The organism is Nocardia sp. NBC_00881 (assembly GCF_045207455.1).
Lineage (GTDB): Bacteria > Actinomycetota > Actinomycetes > Mycobacteriales > Mycobacteriaceae > Nocardia.
Genome location: NZ_CP108798.1, coordinates 7,457,827 through 7,476,099 on the forward strand (window position 1 = coordinate 7,457,827; position 18,273 = coordinate 7,476,099).

Consider the following 18,273-nt stretch of genomic DNA (forward strand, 5'->3'; position numbering starts at 1 on the left):
TAGGGAAAGGAACAGAGCCATGGAAGGGCTTGACGCAGATCCGGCAGTTTTGGTCCCCGCCGCCCAAAAGGGCTTGGGACTTCAAGGAAATCACGAGGGTTATTTGAAGGCTCTTGTCGCCGTTCAGGATGAGTTGGCGGCGGCAGTCAAGAGTCCTGGTGGTGGCCAAGCGATTCAGACGACGATGTTCTCGGCATGGGAAAAGGGAAAGGCGCTGTCCCAGTCGCTGCAGGAGATTCTCCAGACCTTGCTCGACGGTGCCAAGCAGACCGAGGCCGCCGACCTCGATATCGCGTCACAGATCAAGTCGATGAACGACTTTGCCTCTTCGCACGGGGCGACATCGCTGGGTACGGACGGGACAAACAGCAACCTCCACGACATGACGCAGACTGGGACGTATCACGGACAGGCAGTGGGCAAGGTCAACACCTTGTGGTGACCACCCAATCTGTGGTCCGGAAAACACTGGCTTGAGAAAGGTAGAGGAGCCATGGCACTTAGTTATAACTACACAGCAGTTGACACACATACCCTCACGTTCCAGGGAATTGTCAACAACATCCAGACCAACAACGGCAATCTTCAGGCTATGGAGGCCAGTCTGAAGGGCGCCTTCACCGGTGAGGGCGCCACCGCATGGCATGGGCAGATCGACCGTCTTATGGCGAAGGTCGGCGCGTACCGCGATGCGCTCGAGGCCTTGCAGAGGAAGGTGACGGACGTAGCTGGTAACAGCGGCGCAATGCATGTGACCGACAAGAACCAGGGCGGGCGGTTCATGTCCGTCAATATCTAGTCCCTCGGGCAGCCTGAGGCCGTGTCGGCTGCACCATCTCGGCTCGGTCGGGCTGTTTCGGATGACTAGGCGTTGAGGAAACGTGTGGAAACTGATCCCGTAGCGATCGATCTGAACGTCGATGCCGCCCTTCTGTTGAAAGACATGGTCGGCATCGACTCCTATCCTCCGGTGTTGGCTTTGCTGCCCAACATCTACCGCATCGAGGATCGGGAACGGGTGCACGCTGTCGTCGCGGAAGAGCTCACCGAGGTGGGCATTATCGAAGGTGACAGCGTGCACCCGACGGTCGAGCACTGGCTGCAATGCCTGTATCGGCCGGACATGGAATTGGTGGCCCGGATCCTGGCCACCGGCTTGGATGGCGAACCGCAAGGGATGCTGCGTTTTTCGCTGGTGCGTAGCGGCGAGACGCATGTGCTCGCGGTGCGCTGCGACGACAATGTGGTAATCCAGTCGATGTTTCAGGAGGGACAGGACCTGGAGAATATGACGGCGGCTCTGGCTGCCGCGCTCGGTCCCGCCGAGGTGCCGCGTTTCGAGCCGCTGACCGCGTCGGTCGAGCAGTTCGACGAGGTTCCGTCGGAACAGAGCGAACGGCGACAAGCGCTGCTGGAGTTGGGTGCCCAGCCGCACACCGCGGGTGTACTGACCCGGGTGCTCGACGAGGTGGTACGTCGGGCCGAGGTCCTCATGATCGAGCATCGGGATGGGGGTTCGGCGCAGACGGAGGCGGGTGTAGGAGTGCTGGATACACTGTCGGGGAGAGTGATCGTCACTCCGAGTATGGCGATGGACGGGGAGATCCGGGCGACATACGCTCCTGGCGACAATGCGGCCTTGCGGTCGGGTCTGGGGGCTCTTGTCGACCTGCTGCCCAGCCGAAGTTGGTTCGACACCAGCAGAATTCACTGAGCGTCGGACCGTGGTTGTCGAGAGGACGACGAAATGAACCGAGCACCGAGCACCAACGGTCATTCGACCGATGCCGTGCGGGCTCGCGGCGGTTACGACGCGTACTTCGCACAGACCAGCGAGCTGACGGACGCATCCGTCGCGCAGGGGCCTGTCCCCGAAGGCCGCCAGGATGCCGACACGTTCACCCACGTCGATCCCGTAATCAACGCGCCACGCGAGCGGCATGCGCCTCCAGCGCCGGAACCAGGCCACCACCCGACACAGGGCGTCGCAAGACCGCCGTCGGGCGCCAGCGCGCCTCCGCCGCAAGCGAACGCGCAGCCGAGAGACTATTCTGCCGCGCCGCCGACCGTGGCCCCGCCACAATCGGTTCCCCAGCAACACACAGCTCAGCAACACACAGCTCAGCAACCGACTGTTCAGCAGCAGCCGACCCAGCAACACCAGACATTCCAGCAGGCCGAACACTCCACTGAGCAGCCATCACAGGCGGTCGCTCATACGGACTCGGCGTCGCCCGACCAGGACTGGCAGTCCGGATCGGCAACGCCATGGGTTCCCGAGCGTGTCGACCGCTCGGCTTACGACCAGACACCGCGGATCGAAGTGTTGCCCGCCGCGCTCAGTTCGATCGAGCTGCTCGCCGACATCTCGGCCGCACGGCGCGCCCAGCTGCGCTCCAATTCGGGTGTTCGCGGCGCATTGAACAAGGTCGGCTTCAACCTGGGACTTTCCCCGGCCGAACAGCGCGCAGAGGACCGCCGCAACCGCATCCGGCGCCAACTCACCTCGACCTATCAGATCGCGGTGGTGAGCGTGAAGGGCGGCGTCGGCCGCACCACCACCGCGGCGACACTGGGCTCGACCTTCGCCAGCTTGCGTCCGGACCGGGTGGTCGCGATCGACGCGAACCCGGACTTCGGCGATCTCGCCACCCGCACCAGCAGGCACCCGTACGGGCTGACCCTGCGCGACCTGGCGGTGTCACAGAACCTGGACGCGTTCTCCGCGGTGCAGTCGTTCACCTCGATCAATTCGGCCGACCTCGCCGTGATCGCCTCGCCGTGGACCACCGAGGCCACCGAGGCGCTGTCCGGCCGCGAGTACTCCACCGCCGTGGAAGTGCTGCGCCGCCATTACAACCTGCTGCTGGTCGACTGTGGGACCGGTGTGCTCGATTCCGCGACCGCGACCGTCCTGCAGACCAGCGACGCCGTCGTCGTGGTCACCCCGGCCACCGTCGGCGGTGTGACCGGCGCCGTCGCCACGCTCAACTGGCTCAGTGCGCACGGCCTGCAGCACCTGATCGCGAAGTCGATCGTCGCGATCGTGCACCATCAGCCGGTGAAGCCGACCGTCGATGTCGACGCTATCGAGAAGCTGTTCGCGACCGCCCATCGCCCGACGACTGTGCTGCCTTACGACGCCCACCTGGCCGAAGGGGGAGAGATCGACCTGCGGTTGCTCGAGAAAGAGTCGCTGCTCGCGTTCGAGGAACTGGCCGCTTGGCTGGCGGACGGGTTCCCCGGGTACTTGACCGGCGGCGCCGACAGCTCCGGCGACCGCGGAGGGTGGCGATGAGTACTGCCGTCGCGCCCGCGCCTACCGGGACGCAGCCATCGGCGGAGGTGGCACGTGCCCGGATCGCCGTGATGATCTCCACTTACCAGGTCGACGTGGTGGTGCCGACCAAGTTCACCATCGAGACATTCATCGACGATCTGCTGGTGGTGCTGGCCTCGGCGATCGATGACGAGAGCGTCGATTTCACCCCACCGCAGGGTCAATGGAGTCTGGCCCGTCCCGGTGAGCCGCCGATTCCGCGCTGGCGCAGCCTCGGCGACCACGATGTCACCGACGGCACGGTGTTGATGCTGTCGGTGGTCGAGTCGGCGGAGGTCTTCACGCCGGTGGTCGAGGACATCACCGACGCGCTGGCCCTGATCAACGAGCGCGAGTTCGCCGAATTCGACGCGAACACCGCGGCGGTCGTCGGCCTCACAGTGCTAGGCGTCGGGGCCGCGGCGGTGGCCGCGATGCTGTCGTGGTCGTGGACCCGGACCGGCTCGGTCCTGTGGTGTGGGCTGCCCGCCCTGCTGCTCGGCCTGCTCTGTTGGGCTGCGGCCGCGGCGTCCCGGCGTCGCGGTGCCGCGGCCAAGGTGTGCCTCGGCTTGTCGTTGACGGCGACTCCGCTGCTGTTCGCCGGTGGCGCGATGCTGGTGCCGCCCGCCTACGGCCAGCCGGGTCCATTCGCCGCGGCCAATCTGGCAGCGGGAGCGGTGGTGGCCGCAGTCGCCGCCGCCACCATGATGCGGCTGAGCGGACTGGGGATCGCGACGCTGATGGCGGTGACGGTGCTCGGGGTGGCAGTGACCGCCGCGGCCCTGCCGCTGACGTATCTCGATCTGTCGGTGGGGCAGGTCGCAGGCGGCGTGGTGTTCGTCGGGATCGTGCTGTTGACCGCCGCGCCGCGCCTGGCCGTGGTTATCGCGCGGATCCGACCGCCGGATCTGCCCGACCCCGGCAATGAGGTCGCACCGACCACGCTGACCGACATCTTCGACGCAGAGACCGTGCGCGACGACCACGAGCACACCGAGGACAGTGAACGGCAGCGCCGCAGCAACGAGGTCGGCATCGAGGGCCGGGCACGGCTGGCGGTGACCAGCTTGCGCGGTCTGATCGCCGCGATCTCGGCCTTGCTTTCGATCTCCGCCGTGATCACGGCCGCGGTCAGTCCCGGCGGCATCCGAGAGATCGTCATGTCCGCGGCCATCGCCGGCCTCCTTGCGATGCGGTCGCGCTGGCATCCGGACCGAGTCCAGGCGATTGCGCTGATCACCGCCGCCGCTGTCACGGTGTGCGGTGTCGCTTTCATTTTGGTCGTGGCATACCAGACCCCGGCTGCGGACCTGGTGGTCGGAGTGGTAGTCACCCTGGCGGCGTGTGTCGCATGCGTCGCGGCGATCCGGTTGCCGGGCAAGCGATTGTCGCCTGTGACCCGCCGTGTCATCGATCTGGTGGAGTATGCGCTCATCTTGGTGGTTCCGGTGATCGCCTTCTGGATAATGGGCGTCTACACCGCGATGCGAGGAATCTGATGAAGGTCGGCAGCGCTGCCGTCGCGGTCCTCGCCGGGGTCCTGCTTGCCGTCACCGCCGCGCCTGCGGGTGCGCTGGAACCGCCACAGGTGGTGATCGGCTCACCGCCGCAGGACGATCCGCCGGGACCGGAACTGCCGACGAAGCAGGACAAGGGCTGCCTGGCCGCGGGGGTGCTGCCCGAGAGCGATCTAACCCGCACTCCGCCGCCGGAACTGGCGCTGGACCTGCGGCGCGTCCGCGCGCTGAGCCGGGGCGCCGGCGTCACCGTCGCGGTCATCGACACGGGCGTGCAGCCCAATCCGCGGCTACCCAACCTCGTCGGCGGCGGCGACTACGTCGCAGCTGGTGGCGACGGACTGTCCGACTGCGATGCGCACGGCACGCTGGTGGCCGGAATCATCGGCGCGGCATCCGACCCCACTGACGGATTCGCCGGCGTCGCCCCCGACGCGCGCATCATCTCGCTCCGCACCCGCTCGGGCGCGTTCAGCCTCGAACGGCCGAGCTCCGATCCCACCCAGCAGATTGCCGTCGAAATCCGAACGATGGCGCGGGCGATCACCCGCGCGGCGAATCAGGGTGCCGGGGTGATCACAGTCTCGCTGCCGATCTGCGTGCCCGCGGACTCGCGGCTGGACCAGTCCATGCTGTCGGCGGCAATCGGACACGCTGTTCACGTCCGTGGCGCGCTCATCGTCGCTGGTGCGGGTAACAGCACGGGCAGTGCCAACTGCTCGCAGAACCCCGACATCGATCCGGCCCGGCCTGCCGACGCGCGCAATTGGCGTGATGTGAAGACCATTTCGACGCCGGGCTGGTTCGGTTCCGATGTGCTCACGGTCGGATTCACCAGCGCGACTGGGGCACCGATGCCGGATTCTCTGACGGGGCCGTGGGTTTCGGTGGCAGCGCCGGGGACCGGCATCGAGTCGCTCGGGCCCGGCGGTGGTGGTCTGATCAATGGCGTCGGGACACCGGACAAACTGGTGCCGGTCGGCGGCGCGTCCTTCGCCGCGGCCTATGTCAGCGGAGTCGCCGCGCTGTTGCGGTCGCGTTTTCCGAACGAGACTCCCGCCGAGATCGCCTCCCGGCTGCAGGCCAGCGCGCACGCTCCGGCCCGCGGCATCGACAACGCGGTCGGTGCGGGCATGATCGACCCGCTGGCCGCACTGAGCTACCGCACGCCGCCGCAGCGGCCGGCAGGGCTGTTCCGTTCCTCGGAGCTCGCCATGCCGGCACCGCCGCGGGCGAAGGATCTGAGGCCCGCGGTTACGGCGACAGCCGTCATCGTCGTGGCCGTGCTGCTCGGTCTCGGCGGGACCCGCGGGAATGCTGGAATCCGGAGGCGGCGGTGAGCTTTCCGAGTATTCGGGTCGCCGGCGTCGAACGTGCTCCTTTCGCCACGATCGTGATCGTCGGCAGCCCGCTGTTGGTCGGTCTGTCGGCCAAGACGCCGTGGTGGGTGAGCGCGGTGGTCATCACATTCCTGGTCACGACCGTGACCGTTCGGGTGAACGGACGCACCAGTGCCCGTTGGCTGCTCGACTGGGCGGAGTTCCGATTCGGCCGCACCACCAGGGCGCGCGAACGGGTGGCACTCGCCCGGATCCGCGACGTGGAGGTCGCCGCGGGCCTGTGCGGGATCAACGAGGCGGACACCACACTGGTCGCGATGATCCAGCTCGCCCCCAACCTGGATCTTCCGACAGTCATCGCGGAGCGAACCCTCTACACCGAGGACACCATTCCGGTCGACATGCTGCACCCGATGCTCGACCACTTCGGCATCGCCGTCGACATCGACATCGTGACGACCGGGCAGCGCGTCCGGTCGACCGGCAGCTACAGCATGCTGTACGACCAGTTGATCGGTTCCCATCCGGTGGTCGGCGACCGGCTGACTTGGCTGGTGGTGCGGCTGGACCAGGAACGTAACTTGGCCGCGCTGAGCAAGCGCGGCCCATGCGCGGTGGTCGCCCCCAAGGCATTGGCTACCGCCGCCCACCGGATCGCGGGGCGGCTACGCGAACGCGGAATCGCCGCGCACGCGCTGCCCGCGGCGGCCCTGCGGGACGCGACACGGCTGTTGCACGCGGGGGTCGAGCTGACCGACCTGCGGGAGACCTGGAGCTGCCTGGAATCTTCGGTACCAGGCCGCTGCGTCACCAGCTTCCTGATCGACTGGACGCGCCTGGATGGCGTCGGCCTGGATGACTGCTGGACCTGGAACCGCGGCCGCACCACGCTCGTGGTGAATCTGACCGACAACGTGGCGGGTCCGCGCGCCATCGTGCGCTTCGTCGGCCCGGCCGTGACCACCGCGCCTCCGGATTACCTGCGGCTGCTCGGCGGTGGCCAGTCAATGGCGCTGATGGCCTCGTTGCCTACCGGCACCTCGGTGCGTGTCCTGCGTGGCGCCGAATCCGGCTCCGACATCGCCCCCGATGACCTCGTCGCCGACCTGGCCATCGCCATCGGCCCCAACGGTCAGATCCTGGGCGCGATCAGCGGTCAGCCACGGCACACGCTGGCGCTGCCGCTGTTCGACCCGGCACGCTACAACCCGCGCAGACGCACGATCGACGTGCACGCGATGCTGCCGGTCGCCCAGCAGATCGTCCTGCGGGCGATGGTGGTCGGCGCGGATGTGGAGATCCACTCGGCGCGGCCGGACAGCTGGCGGCAGCTCGTCGCCGCGGTCGGCGACCCCCGCTCGCTGCGCATGGCGGAATACGGCACGGGGGGGCCGGGGAGCGAGGGCGATCCGGCCGCGGAGATTCCCGCGACCATTGCCGTCTTCGACCACCTGCCGCCGCGCGCGTCCAGCGCGCACACGACGGTCACCATCAGCGAGCCTGGCGGTCCGCGCAGGCGCTCGGTCGATCTCGCGATCAATCAGGTCAGCGCGACCGCAGTGGACGTGAGCATCCCGATGCGCACGGTCCGGGTCGACCTCATCGAGCCGAGAGGCGAAACACGTTATTTCGATTCCGTCGACGGCCCGCCCGCGATTGGCGCGGGGGCCTCTGGGTCCACGGTTGCGCCGCCGCAACCTGGTGGCCGTCGCGTGAGCTGATGGGAGTGGTCGGTTAATGTCTATCACCGTGGTAGCGGACACCCATTCCGATGGCGGCGATTTCCCTCATCCGGACGTCGGGGACGCACTGACCCCGAGACAGGCGGCAGCGGCGATATTCTCCAGCCGGCTGTCGGAGCTGATCGCGGAATCCGTCGTCTCGACCGAGGACGGATCGACGCGCTCGCTCACGCTGTACTCGCTGGCGCAGCATCTGGAACTGGCGTATCCGGACGTGCCGGTGTCGCAGTCCGGTTTGTACCGGCTCATCCACGGTGACGCGATCCCGCGGCTCGATCTGGTGATCGCGCTGGCCCGGGTGTTCGATGTGCCGCCGGAGTATTTTGTGACGGAGGAAAAGAAGCGCTGACCGGACCCGTCAGCTGTTCTCTCCAGAGGGAATAGTGCCGGCTCGATGGGCGGCATGGTCCGGATACGATCCGAACCATGCCCGACGAGGACCCGGGAGATGTATTTCTCCGTCATCGAGGTGTGGTCCTGGACGCGTTGCTGTCCGATCCGTCGTTCGGGCAGTCCAGCGTGGCGACGCTGGGGAATCCCGAGCAGCCGGAGTACAGCGCGGCCGCGTTCGCTATTCCCGACTTCGACGAGGAACCGGACGCGTCCGCGCCACGGCGGCGCTCCGGCGACGGCCCGAGGGCGAGTGAGCGAATCCTCGCGCTGCTGAACGGTCAGTCGCAGGACTCCACTCCCGCAATGGATTACGCGGCCGACTATTCCGCGGTCGCCGCTAAGGTGAACGCGCCTGCGGAGCCAGAACCGGAACCGGAACGCCCCGCGTCTACCCAGGCGGACCGGCTCGCGCCGGCCAAGCAGGTCGGGCGTGACGCCCTTACCCAGTTGCGCAAGCCAAAGGTGGCGCTGGCTGTCGGTGCGGTTGTCGCGGTGCTGCTCGTGCTGCTACTGATCACCACCGGAGGCCAGGAGAAGGACACGGCGCAGGATCAGCTCCTGGTCGTCACCCCGCCGCCGACATCGGCGGCACCGGCGACTTCCGCGGCTCCGGCGGCGGGCTCTTTGATCCAGGTGAAGTCCGCGGATGCGAAATGCCCGCCGGGCAGCACCTCGGCGATGGATGCCTTCGGCGGACAGTCGGGCAAGGCGTGGTCGTGCGTGCGCGCCTACAAGGTCGACGGCCAGGTCATGACGATCGATCTGGGCAAGACCTATCAGATCGACTCGGTCGGCATCATGCCCGGCTGGGACAACATCGGGCCGGACGGAACCGACCAGTGGGCGAAATACCGCACCGTCAGCCGAGTTTCATATCAGTTCGACGATGGGAACAAGACCGTTTACACTCAGCCGACGCTCGATCAGCGCACCTTGGTGGTGACCAAGATCGAGCCGCCGGTGAGCGCCTCGAAGATCGTGCTGACCGTGCTCGAATCCAAGGGTGATGCATCCATCAACACCACCGCGATCTCCTCGGTCGTCGTCACGGGGCGCTGACGTGTCGAGGCCACCCGAACTGATCTGCCAGTACTGTGCGCACCGCAATACCGGTGCCGATTCTCGCTGCGGGCATTGTGGGGCGCCGTTGCGCGCTGTCGTACACGCGGTGGAGTCCGTTGTCGAGGAAGCGCCCGCCAAGCTCATCAAGGTCGCCGAGAAGCTCGGTGCCGAGGCGGAAAAGGTTGTGACCGCAGGCTATCCGCGCTGGCAGTGGCGCGCGCTCGGTGTGGCCATCCTGGTCCTGGTTGTGCTCGGCCTCGTCGTTGCCCGGTCCTGTTCGATCGAGCTGCCCTCATTCCCTGGGGCCATGTCGGAGGAAGTCGTGCCGGAGCCGTTGCGCTCGGCGGCGTCGTGTCAGCGGATGGATTCCGCTGGGCAAGGCGAGAAGTGCGTGATCGCCGCCAATCATCCGATGCTCTTCGGTGGCATCGCGGGCGGTAGGGAACTGACCTTCTATGCCGAACGCGCGCAGCCGGATCGCTTGGCCGACAGCATCTCTCGCTGGCGCGCCGCGGGCGGGACGGCCCTTGTCGATGGCCCCGTCTACGCCGCGATCGGGCCGTCGGCAACCGTCTGGTACGCGGACACCCGGGTGGGCCTGCGGTTGGAGACGGGGACGTTCGCCGGTAAGGCTGCCGCCCAGACCTTCCTCTCGCGGGCGGGACTGGTCCGCTGACGGTACATCGCTCGCGTTCCCTCGGCCGGAAAAATCCCTGATCCGGAAGCACATGACCGCTGTCCGGTGAGAGTAATTATTGTTACACTGTTGATCGTGCCGTTATCTAGCGGTACGTTATTTGAAGTACGAAAACGTACGAGCGCAGTTCTCGGGAAGGCAACGGATCGATGGCGGCAACCACCCAGCAGACGATGACACCACAGCGGTTCCGCAATGATCCGACCGATCTGGAGGCGGTCTACTTCCGGTGGATCCAGCCGGGTGCCTCCGCCTCGGCGATCACGGATCGGGCCGAGCGGATTTTCCGGCAGCATCTCGAGCTGGCCGCCACCCGCGCGCCAGGGTCGGCGACCACCCGGGTCTACCGCCCGGACGACAGCACCGAGATGGGCGCCGCGATCCAGATCGTCAACGACGACATGCCGCTGCTGGTCGACTCGGTCACCGCTGCGCTGCGTCGGCTCGGCGCGACGGTCACCGAGGTGGTGCACCCGGTGTTCGACGTCGCCCGCGACGCGGATGGCAAGTTGCTGACCATCGCGGGCGACGGCGAAGCCGAACCGACCGGCGAGGCCGATGGAAAGACGCTGCGCGAGTCGTGGATCCACGTGCAGCTCGGCACCGGCTTGGCCGACGAGCTGGTGGACCGGATCGAGCGTGCGCTGCCGCCGCTGCTGGCCGACCTGCGTCAGGTCGCCGACGACACTCCGACCATGGTCGAGGTGCTGAGCACCGTCGCCGATCAGCTCGACCAGGCCGCCAAATGGGCTGACGACGCCGAGATTCCCCAAACTTCCAAACTGCTGCGCTGGTTGTCCGACGGGCACTTCACTCCGCTCGGTTACGGCTACTATCACTTCCGTCGCTCCGCGCCGAGTGCGGATGCCGCTTTCGAACCGTGGCAGCTGCCGGGTACCGGGCTCGGCGTGCTCAGCAACGGCGCTGTCGCGGATATCAGCGTGCCTGTGGTCGGCGCGAAGCGGACGGTCCTTCGCATGGCCAACGGTTCGGTGGACTCGCTGGTGCCGGGTTCGCGGGATCTGTACTTCATCAGCGTCGCCGATTACGGCGGCACCGATCCGAGCGGTCGCGCGTCCTGGGGCGACACCGTTGCCATGGTGAAGGGTGAGCACGTATTCGTGGGCACCTTCACCGTCGCGGGTCTGCACGAGAACATCCTCGACATCCCGGTCATCTCGCGTCGCGTGCTGCAGGTCGTCGAGTGGGCCGGTTTCGGGCTCGATTCGTTCTCCGGGCAGGCGATGCTGGAGATGATGCAGTCGTTCCCTCGGGTCGAACTGTTCTCCACCGACGCGCGCAGACTGTTCGAAACCGTCTCCGCGGTCATGAATCTGGGCCTGCGACGGCAAGTGCGGCTGTTCATCCGGCGCGACGCGCGCAGCGACTCCATCTACTGCCTGGTCTATCTGCCGCGCGACCGCTACTCGACCGAGGTCCGACTGCGCATGGGCGACATCCTGCGGGCCGAATTCGATGCCGAGCAGATCGCCTATTCGGCGCGGGCCACCGAATCGGAACTGGCCGTCGTCTACTTCACAGTGCACCGCAAGCCCGGTGCCGAACCGGCCGACATCTCCGACGAGAACCGCGAGCGGATCCAGGAGCTGCTGCTGGCGACAACCTGGACCTGGGGCGATCGCTTGGTGGCGGAGGCCGCGGGCGCGTCCGATGTACCGCAGGCGCTGGCCACCGATTACGCGACCGCGTTCCCGGCGAGCTACCAGCAGGACCACGAGCCCGCACACGCGCTGTCCGATCTGCGGCGGCTCGAGCGGCTCGACGACGGTGCCATCGACACAAACCTGTACCGGCAGAGTGAATCCTCCTCGGGGGAATGGCGATTCACGCTGTATGTCGCGGGAGAGGGGATCTCGCTGAGCCGGGTCCTTCCGGTATTGCAGAGTCTGGGTGTGGAAGTCGTCGACGAGCGGCCTTACCAGATCACGCTGCCGGATCGGCCGGATCGCTGGATCTACGACTTCGGACTTCGTGTCGCCGCGGCGCAGCTGCGCGACGCGCTCGACAGCGAGCCTCCCGCACACCTTGCGCACTCGGTGGAGCTCGAATCGCTGCCGGAAACCAGTGTGCGACGCCGCTTCCCCGACGCCGTGACCGCGATGTGGTTCGGCCGTGCCGAGGTCGACGGCCTCAACGAGCTGGTGCTGCGCGCCGGCTTGCACTGGCGTCAGGTGGTGCTGTTGCGCGCCTACGCGAAATACCTACAGCAGGCCGGTTTCGCTTACACCTTCGGCAACATCACCCGCGTGCTGCTGACCCATCCGGCTACCGCGCGGTCGTGCACCGAACTGTTCGCCGCGCACTTCGATCCGGACGGTGTCGGCGCGGAGGCCGCAACCAGGGCCGCGGAACTCGCCGAGCGCGTGCAGACAGAGATCGACGCAGTCGTCAGCCTGGACACCGACCGGATTCTGCGCGCTCTGTTCGGGCTGATCGAGGCGACACTGCGCACCAACTACTACCGGCGCGACGACGCGGGCAACCCCCTGGACTACCTGTCGGTCAAGCTGAATCCGCATGCGATTGCGGAGTTGCCGAAGCCGAGGCCGCAGTTCGAGATTTTCGTGTATTCCCCCAGGGTGGAGGGTGTGCATTTGCGTTTCGGTTCGGTGGCGCGTGGTGGTTTGCGGTGGTCGGATCGGTTGGAGGATTTCCGGACCGAGGTTTTGGGTTTGGTGAAGGCGCAGGCGGTGAAGAACGCGGTGATCGTGCCGGTGGGTGCGAAGGGCGGGTTCGTGGTGAAGCAGCCGCCGGGGGCGACGGGTGATCCGGTGGCGGATCGTCAGGCGCTGGGTGCGGAGGGTGTGGCGTGTTATCGGACGTTCATTTCTGGTTTGTTGGATGTCACCGACAATGTGGATCGTGTGTCTGGTGAGGTGTTGCCGCCGGCGCGGGTGGTGCGTCGTGATGGTGATGACACCTATTTGGTGGTTGCTGCGGATAAGGGCACTGCGACGTTCTCCGATATCGCGAATGATGTCGCGCAGAGCTACGGGTTCTGGTTGGGGGATGCGTTCGCCTCTGGTGGTTCGGCGGGGTATGACCATAAGGCGATGGGTATCACGGCCAAGGGTGCGTGGGAGAGTGTCAAGCGGCATTTCCGTGAGATGGAGATCGATACGCAGACGCAGGATTTCACTGTTGTCGGTGTGGGTGACATGAGTGGTGATGTGTTCGGTAACGGGATGTTGTTGTCGGAGCACATTCGTTTGGTGGCGGCGTTCGACCATCGGCATATCTTCCTCGATCCGGTTCCGGACGCGGCCCGTTCGTTCCAGGAACGTCAGCGTATGTTCGCGCTTCCGCGTTCCTCGTGGGCCGATTACGACGCTTCGCTGATCAGCCCAGGCGGCGGCGTCTATGATCGTTCCGCCAAGGCGATTCCGGTGACTCCTGAGGTGCGCGCGGCACTCGACCTGCCTTTGGGCGTGACCACACTGTCGCCGCCGGAGATGATCAAGGCCATCCTCTTGGCCCCGGTCGACCTGTTCTGGAACGGTGGCATCGGCACCTACGTCAAGGCGAGCAGCGAAACCAATGCCGATGTGGGCGACAAGTCGAACGACGCGGTGCGAGTCAGCGCGAACCAGTTGCGGGTCAAGGTGATCGGCGAGGGCGGCAACCTGGGCGCGACGGCGCTGGGCCGGATCGAGTTCTGCCGCAACGGCGGCCGAATGAACACCGACGCGCTGGACAACTCGGCGGGCGTGGACTGCTCCGACCACGAGGTCAACATCAAGATCTTGTTGGATGCCGTCGTCTCCGGCGGCGAGCTCGCCGTTGCCGACCGCAATCCGCTGCTCGCCTCGATGACCGACGAGGTCGCCGAACTCGTGTTGCGTGACAACATCTCGCAGAACTTCCGACTGGGGATGTCGCGGGCCGACGCGGCGGGCATGTCGAGCGTGCACGGCAGGCTGATCAACGACCTCGAGGCACGCCGTGGCCTCGACCGCGAGCTCGAGGCGCTGCCGACGGACGCGGAGTTGGCGCGACGTGCGGCCGATGGAGCCGGGCTCACCTCGCCCGAGCTGGCCAACCTCATGGCGCATGTGAAGCTTTCGCTCAAGGCCGATCTGCTCGCCGGTGACCTGCTCGACAGCGCGGCGTTCGCGTCGGTGCTGCCTGCCTACTTCCCCGCGCCGCTGCGTGAGCGGTTCGCGTCCGCCATCGGCAGGCACCCGCTGCGGCGCGAGATCGTGGCAACGGTAGTGGTCAACGACATGGTCGACTACGGCGGAATCACCTATGCCTTCCGCCTCGCGGAGGAGGCCGGGGCCACCACCGACGACGCGGTGCGCGCCTACACGGCGGCGGTCGAGGTCTTCGATCTGCACGCACTCTGGCAGCGGATCAGGCAGACTCCTATGTCCACGGCGGCGCGCAACGAACTGGAATTGGAGACCAAGCGGACCCTCGACCGCGCGTCCAGGTGGCTGCTGTCCAACCGGCCGCAGCCGATTGCGATCGGTGCCGACATCGCCAGGTACCGAGACCGGGTGTGGGCCCTGGCTGGGCGGGTGCCCGCCTTGTTGACCGGCTATCTCGCCGACGACTTGGCCGAGCGTTCGCGTCGGTCGATATCCCGCGGAGCGCCACACGAGCTGGCTGAGGAGGCGTTCGGGCTGATCCACCGCTTCCCGCTGCTCGACGTGATCGACTTGGCCGAGATCGCCGAGCGTGATCCGGCGGAGGTCGCGGTACTGTACTACGCGCTCAACGAGCACTTCCAGATCGAGCGCTTGCTGACCGCGGTCGGCAAGCTCGAGCGAGGCGGACGTTGGAGTGCGCTGGCGCGGCTCGCGGTCCGTGAGGATCTCTACGATTCGCTGCGTTCGCTGACGCTCGATGTGCTCAGCGCCACCGAACCGCAGGAGAGCACGGCGGAGAAGATCACGTACTGGGAGTCGACCAACCGGTCTCGGCTCGCTCGCGCCGGCGCGTCGCTGGCGCAGATCTTCGCCGTCGAGACCCAGGATCTGGCGTCACTCTCGGTCGCGGCGCGACAGGTCCGCAGTATGGTGACCGGGGGTGAGTCGACCACGGTTGCACCGACGGTCGTCGGCTGAGCCATCCGGACGATGCCCGGAGGTTGGACGCGCTCGGCGTCAGCCTCCGGGCATCGGCGTTCCGCAGCTCCCGCAGAACTTCGCCGTAGCCGTCGATTCCGCCCCGCAGCCGGGGCAGTGCCGCGGTTGCGGCGCGAGGGGCGTGCCGCAGTTCATGCAGAACCGTGCACCTGCCGGATTTGCGGCTTGGCAAGCAGCGCAGGGTGATTGCCCGGCTTCGGCAGCGGCGGGTGGCAGTTGCGGCGTGCCGGACTGGTTGCCCACGTGCTGTCCGATGGCATTCAAACTCAGTGCGGCACCGAGAAAACCGCCCTCGGCGCCGCGGTTGCCGTGCGCGAACCCTTGGCTCGCACCGAGCGCTAGCTCGCCCGCGGCATAGCGTTGAAAGTCACCGGTCAGGCGAATGTATTTGACGTCCTTGGCGAGTCGCTTCAGCCGGTCCGCGTCCTCCGGCGCCAGCGTGATGTCGAAGTTGCCCATCCGTGGGATGCGCAGTCCGTATTCGTAGAGCGCGGTGTTCGTCTGGCGTAGGACGGCGGCTTCGATCGGCTGTATTTGTGCCGAGAGCCCGAGCACCTGCCAGTCGCCGCGCGAAATACCCTGGGTAACAGCGATTTTCATGGACTTGAGCAGCAGGTCGGCACACCAGCTCTGCACCCGGTCCTGGTCGGTGAGATCGGCGGTGCCCGCCAGCGATGTGAGCAGTTCGGCCGGATCGCGGATGGCGAGCGCGAACTCGCCGAAGACGCGCAGAGTAACCACTTGCTCGCTGACCGGATCGAGGATGTCGGCCAGTCGTCCACCGAACCGGACGCCGGGGACTTCCCGGGTAGCGACGAAATACAGCTCGGCACGATAGAAGTTTCCGCCGGTGACGGTGTCGACGAGCGCGCCGAGCACCGGCAGTTCGTCGGCGTCGATGCGATGCCGCCCCGGACCCAGCGCGGCGACCACCTGCCCGGACTTGACGAACAAAGCGATCTCGTCGGCGTTGACGATCGCACGTGTGTAGCGGCGGATGTTGACATCCGGCCACTTGTAGACCATTTGGTTCTTACGGTCCTCCGGGACCGCGATGAACTCCCGCTCGAACCACGCCATCTGCGCTCCATCAGCCGATTTTCACATTGAGCGTACCGATATCCAGTGGTCCGATCAACGAATGACTCGCGATCGCCCCTGCTCCGCGCGCTTTGCTCACAATTTTCGATGTCCAGGTTGTTACAAGAGCCAAGTCACTATTGAACGTGCCGCTATATAACGGTACATTGATCGAAGTTATGATCGCCGTCACCTGAAAGGCCATCCCCATGACCACAGTTCGACCTCCCTCGGAGCTGCCCGCGCCGGCGGGCACGCTCCACGAGGAGGACGCGGGGTACCACAAGTCCCTTCGCCCGCGTCAGCTGCAGATGATCGCGATCGGTGGCGCCATCGGCACCGGGCTGTTCCTGGGCGCGGGTGGGCGTTTGGCCAGTGCGGGCCCAGGATTGTTCATCGTGTACGCCATCTGTGGCGTGTTCGTATTCTTCATCCTGCGGGCGCTCGGTGAGCTGGTGCTGCATCGCCCCTCCTCGGGATCGTTCGTCTCCTACGCCCGTGAGTTCTACGGCGAGAAGCTGGCATTCGCGGTCGGGTGGATGTATTTCTTCCACTGGTGTATGACCGGGATCGTAGACATCACCGCCATCGCCACCTATGTCCATTTCTGGGGAGCTTTCGAGGCGGTACCGCAGTGGCTGATCGCCCTGGTAGCCCTCGCGCTGGTGGTGAGCGTCAACCTCATCTCGGTGAAGTGGTTCGGCGAGCTCGAGTTCTGGGCCGCGCTGATCAAAGTGGTCGCGCTGGTCGCCTTCCTGATCATCGGCTCGATCTTCCTGGCGGGCCGTTTCACCATCCAGGGCCAGCACACCGGTCCCAGCGTCATCACCGACAGCGGCGGCCTTTTCCCCACCGGCATAATTCCGCTCGTCCTGGTCACCACTGGTGTCGTCTTCGCTTATGCCGCAGTGGAATTGGTCGGCACGGCGGCCGGTGAGGCGGAGAACCCGGAGAAGATCATGCCGCGCGCGATCAACTCCGTGATCGCCCGGATCGCGCTGTTCTACGTCGGATCGCTGGTGCTGCTCGGTCTGCTGCTGCCCTACACCGCCTTCAAGGAGGGTGAGAGCCCCTTCGTCACTTTCTTCTCGCGAATCGGCGTGGATGGCGCCGGCTCGGTGATGAACCTCGTGGTGCTGACCGCGGCCTTCTCCAGTTTGAACGCCGGGCTCTACTCGACCGGCCGGATCCTGCGCTCGATGTCGATGAACGGCAGTGCGCCCACCATCGCGTCGCGAATGTCGAAGGGCGGTGTGCCTTACGTCGGCATCCTCGCCACCGGCGCGGTCGCGCTCATCGGCGTCGGCCTGAACGCTGTGGTGCCGGACAAGGCGTTCGAGATCGTGCTGAACATGTCGGCGCTCGGCACGATCGTCGCGTGGGCCGCGATCGTGGTCTGCCAGCTGCAGTTGTGGCGCTGGTCGCGCACCGGTCGTGCGGAACGTCCGTCCTTCCGGCTGATCGGCGCGCCCTACACGAGCTTCGCGACACTGGCCTTCCTCGTTGCCGTCGTCGGTCTGATGGCCTTCAGTGACGACGAAGTGCAGCGCGGCGCGGTGATCGCCATGGGCGTGGTCGTGGTTCCTGCGCTGGTCGGTGGCTGGTTCCTGGCGCGGAAGCGGGTGCTGCGCATCGCAGCGGTTCGCCAGGGCGTCACCGGCCAGTTCCCGGTTCTGGCCGAGCGGCCGCCGCGCAAGAACGCGGCGGCTGGCGACACGGTGGTGATTCTCGACAAGCCCGACGAGGAGTGAGCCAGCCTCCGCCCCGGGATAACCGCCCGGGGCGGATAACCTATCCCCAATGCAGGGAATAATACTCGCGCGCATCGACAGGTAGCGGACCAGAATGAAACCCCGATCGAACGGTGGGTCTGAGAGGTTCGTATGCCGGAGCACCCCAGCGCATCCGATCGTCCACTCGCGAATCCGTGGGCGAATCGGCGAATGCGCGGCACCGAGGTGCCTCGGCGAAGTTCTCACCCATGGACGACTCGGCACCTACTCAAGACCGAG

General features: G+C 66.3%; 14 protein-coding genes. 12 read left to right on the top strand and 2 right to left on the bottom strand.

What is annotated here, in order from left to right; genetic code table 11:
* Nucleotides 1-19 precede the first annotated feature (19 nt).
* The 11 genes from OH799_RS31620 (at nt 20) to OH799_RS31670 (ending at nt 15,160) form a co-directional block, all read left to right on the top strand.
* Nucleotides 20-442, top strand: coding sequence for a hypothetical protein (locus tag OH799_RS31620; RefSeq protein WP_406271799.1), 423 nt, complete (start codon nt 20-22; stop codon nt 440-442).
* 51 nt (nt 443-493) lie between these two features.
* Nucleotides 494-799, top strand: coding sequence for a WXG100 family type VII secretion target (locus OH799_RS31625; protein WP_406271802.1), 306 nt, complete (start codon nt 494-496; stop codon nt 797-799).
* Between the two features lie 84 nt (nt 800-883).
* Nucleotides 884-1,714 carry an ESX secretion-associated protein EspG gene (locus OH799_RS31630; RefSeq protein WP_406271806.1) on the top strand — a complete coding sequence of 277 codons (831 nt, stop codon included), beginning with the start codon at nt 884-886 and terminating at the stop codon, nt 1,712-1,714.
* Nucleotides 1,715-1,747: 33 nt separating this feature from the next.
* Nucleotides 1,748-3,298: a MinD/ParA family protein gene (locus OH799_RS31635; RefSeq protein WP_406271810.1), complete on the top strand. Its 1,551-nt coding sequence runs from the start codon at nt 1,748-1,750 to the stop codon at nt 3,296-3,298.
* A complete protein-coding gene (gene eccD / locus OH799_RS31640) occupies nt 3,295-4,818 on the top strand; it encodes a type VII secretion integral membrane protein EccD (protein WP_406271813.1) in 1,524 nt (507 codons plus the stop codon). Before OH799_RS31635 ends, eccD begins: the two co-directional genes overlap by 4 nt.
* Nucleotides 4,818-6,176, top strand: a complete 1,359-nt coding sequence (gene mycP, locus OH799_RS31645) for a type VII secretion-associated serine protease mycosin (protein WP_406271816.1) — start codon at nt 4,818-4,820, stop codon at nt 6,174-6,176. The genes eccD and mycP overlap by 1 nt, the downstream gene beginning before the upstream one ends.
* Complete coding sequence (eccE, locus tag OH799_RS31650) at nt 6,173-7,897, top strand: type VII secretion protein EccE (protein WP_406271819.1); 1,725 nt, start codon at nt 6,173-6,175, stop codon at nt 7,895-7,897. Before mycP ends, eccE begins: the two co-directional genes overlap by 4 nt.
* 16 nt (nt 7,898-7,913) lie before the next feature.
* Nucleotides 7,914-8,267 carry a helix-turn-helix transcriptional regulator gene (locus OH799_RS31655; protein ID WP_357273011.1) on the top strand — a complete coding sequence of 118 codons (354 nt, stop codon included), beginning with the start codon at nt 7,914-7,916 and terminating at the stop codon, nt 8,265-8,267.
* A 77-nt stretch (nt 8,268-8,344) separates the two neighbouring features.
* The gene (locus OH799_RS31660) at nt 8,345-9,370 is read left to right on the top strand and encodes a discoidin domain-containing protein (RefSeq protein WP_406271822.1); all 1,026 of its coding nucleotides are present in this window, start codon (nt 8,345-8,347) and stop codon (nt 9,368-9,370) included.
* Between the two features lie 109 nt (nt 9,371-9,479).
* Nucleotides 9,480-10,049: a hypothetical protein gene (locus tag OH799_RS31665; protein ID WP_406271825.1), complete on the top strand. Its 570-nt coding sequence runs from the start codon at nt 9,480-9,482 to the stop codon at nt 10,047-10,049.
* A 170-nt stretch (nt 10,050-10,219) separates the two neighbouring features.
* Nucleotides 10,220-15,160 carry an NAD-glutamate dehydrogenase gene (locus OH799_RS31670; RefSeq protein ID WP_406271828.1) on the top strand — a complete coding sequence of 1,647 codons (4,941 nt, stop codon included), beginning with the start codon at nt 10,220-10,222 and terminating at the stop codon, nt 15,158-15,160.
* Nucleotides 15,161-15,199: 39 nt separating this feature from the next.
* On the opposite strand, the gene OH799_RS31675 is transcribed toward OH799_RS31670, so the two are convergent.
* Nucleotides 15,200-16,261: an SPFH domain-containing protein gene (locus tag OH799_RS31675; protein WP_406271831.1), complete on the bottom strand. Its 1,062-nt coding sequence runs from the start codon at nt 16,259-16,261 to the stop codon at nt 15,200-15,202.
* A gap of 10 nt (nt 16,262-16,271) precedes the next feature.
* On the bottom strand, nt 16,272-16,478 hold the full coding sequence (locus tag OH799_RS31680; RefSeq protein WP_406271834.1) for a hypothetical protein: 207 nt from the start codon (nt 16,476-16,478) through the stop codon (nt 16,272-16,274).
* On the opposite strand from OH799_RS31680, the gene OH799_RS31685 reads away from it, so the two are divergent.
* Nucleotides 16,471-18,012 (top strand): amino acid permease, encoded by a 1,542-nt coding sequence (locus tag OH799_RS31685; protein WP_406271836.1) that lies wholly within the window; start codon nt 16,471-16,473, stop codon nt 18,010-18,012. The two genes, OH799_RS31680 and OH799_RS31685, sit on opposite strands and share 8 nt — an antisense overlap.
* The last annotated feature ends 261 nt before the right edge of the window (nt 18,013-18,273 follow it).

Excerpts from the sequence above, each read along its gene's own strand:
- OH799_RS31670 (WP_406271828.1), top strand. The coding sequence starts at position 10,220 with ATGGCGGCAACCACCCAGCAGACGATGACACCACAGCGGTTCCGCAAT.
- OH799_RS31675 (WP_406271831.1), bottom strand. The coding sequence starts at position 16,261 with ATGGCGTGGTTCGAGCGGGAGTTCATCGCGGTCCCGGAGGACCGTAAG.
- OH799_RS31635 (WP_406271810.1), top strand. The coding sequence starts at position 1,748 with ATGAACCGAGCACCGAGCACCAACGGTCATTCGACCGATGCCGTGCGG.
- OH799_RS31685 (WP_406271836.1), top strand. The coding sequence starts at position 16,471 with ATGACCACAGTTCGACCTCCCTCGGAGCTGCCCGCGCCGGCGGGCACG.
- mycP (WP_406271816.1), top strand. The coding sequence starts at position 4,818 with ATGAAGGTCGGCAGCGCTGCCGTCGCGGTCCTCGCCGGGGTCCTGCTT.
- OH799_RS31655 (WP_357273011.1), top strand. The coding sequence starts at position 7,914 with ATGTCTATCACCGTGGTAGCGGACACCCATTCCGATGGCGGCGATTTC.
- OH799_RS31660 (WP_406271822.1), top strand. The coding sequence starts at position 8,345 with ATGCCCGACGAGGACCCGGGAGATGTATTTCTCCGTCATCGAGGTGTG.
- eccD (WP_406271813.1), top strand. The coding sequence starts at position 3,295 with ATGAGTACTGCCGTCGCGCCCGCGCCTACCGGGACGCAGCCATCGGCG.
- OH799_RS31620 (WP_406271799.1), top strand. The coding sequence starts at position 20 with ATGGAAGGGCTTGACGCAGATCCGGCAGTTTTGGTCCCCGCCGCCCAA.
- OH799_RS31625 (WP_406271802.1), top strand. The coding sequence starts at position 494 with ATGGCACTTAGTTATAACTACACAGCAGTTGACACACATACCCTCACG.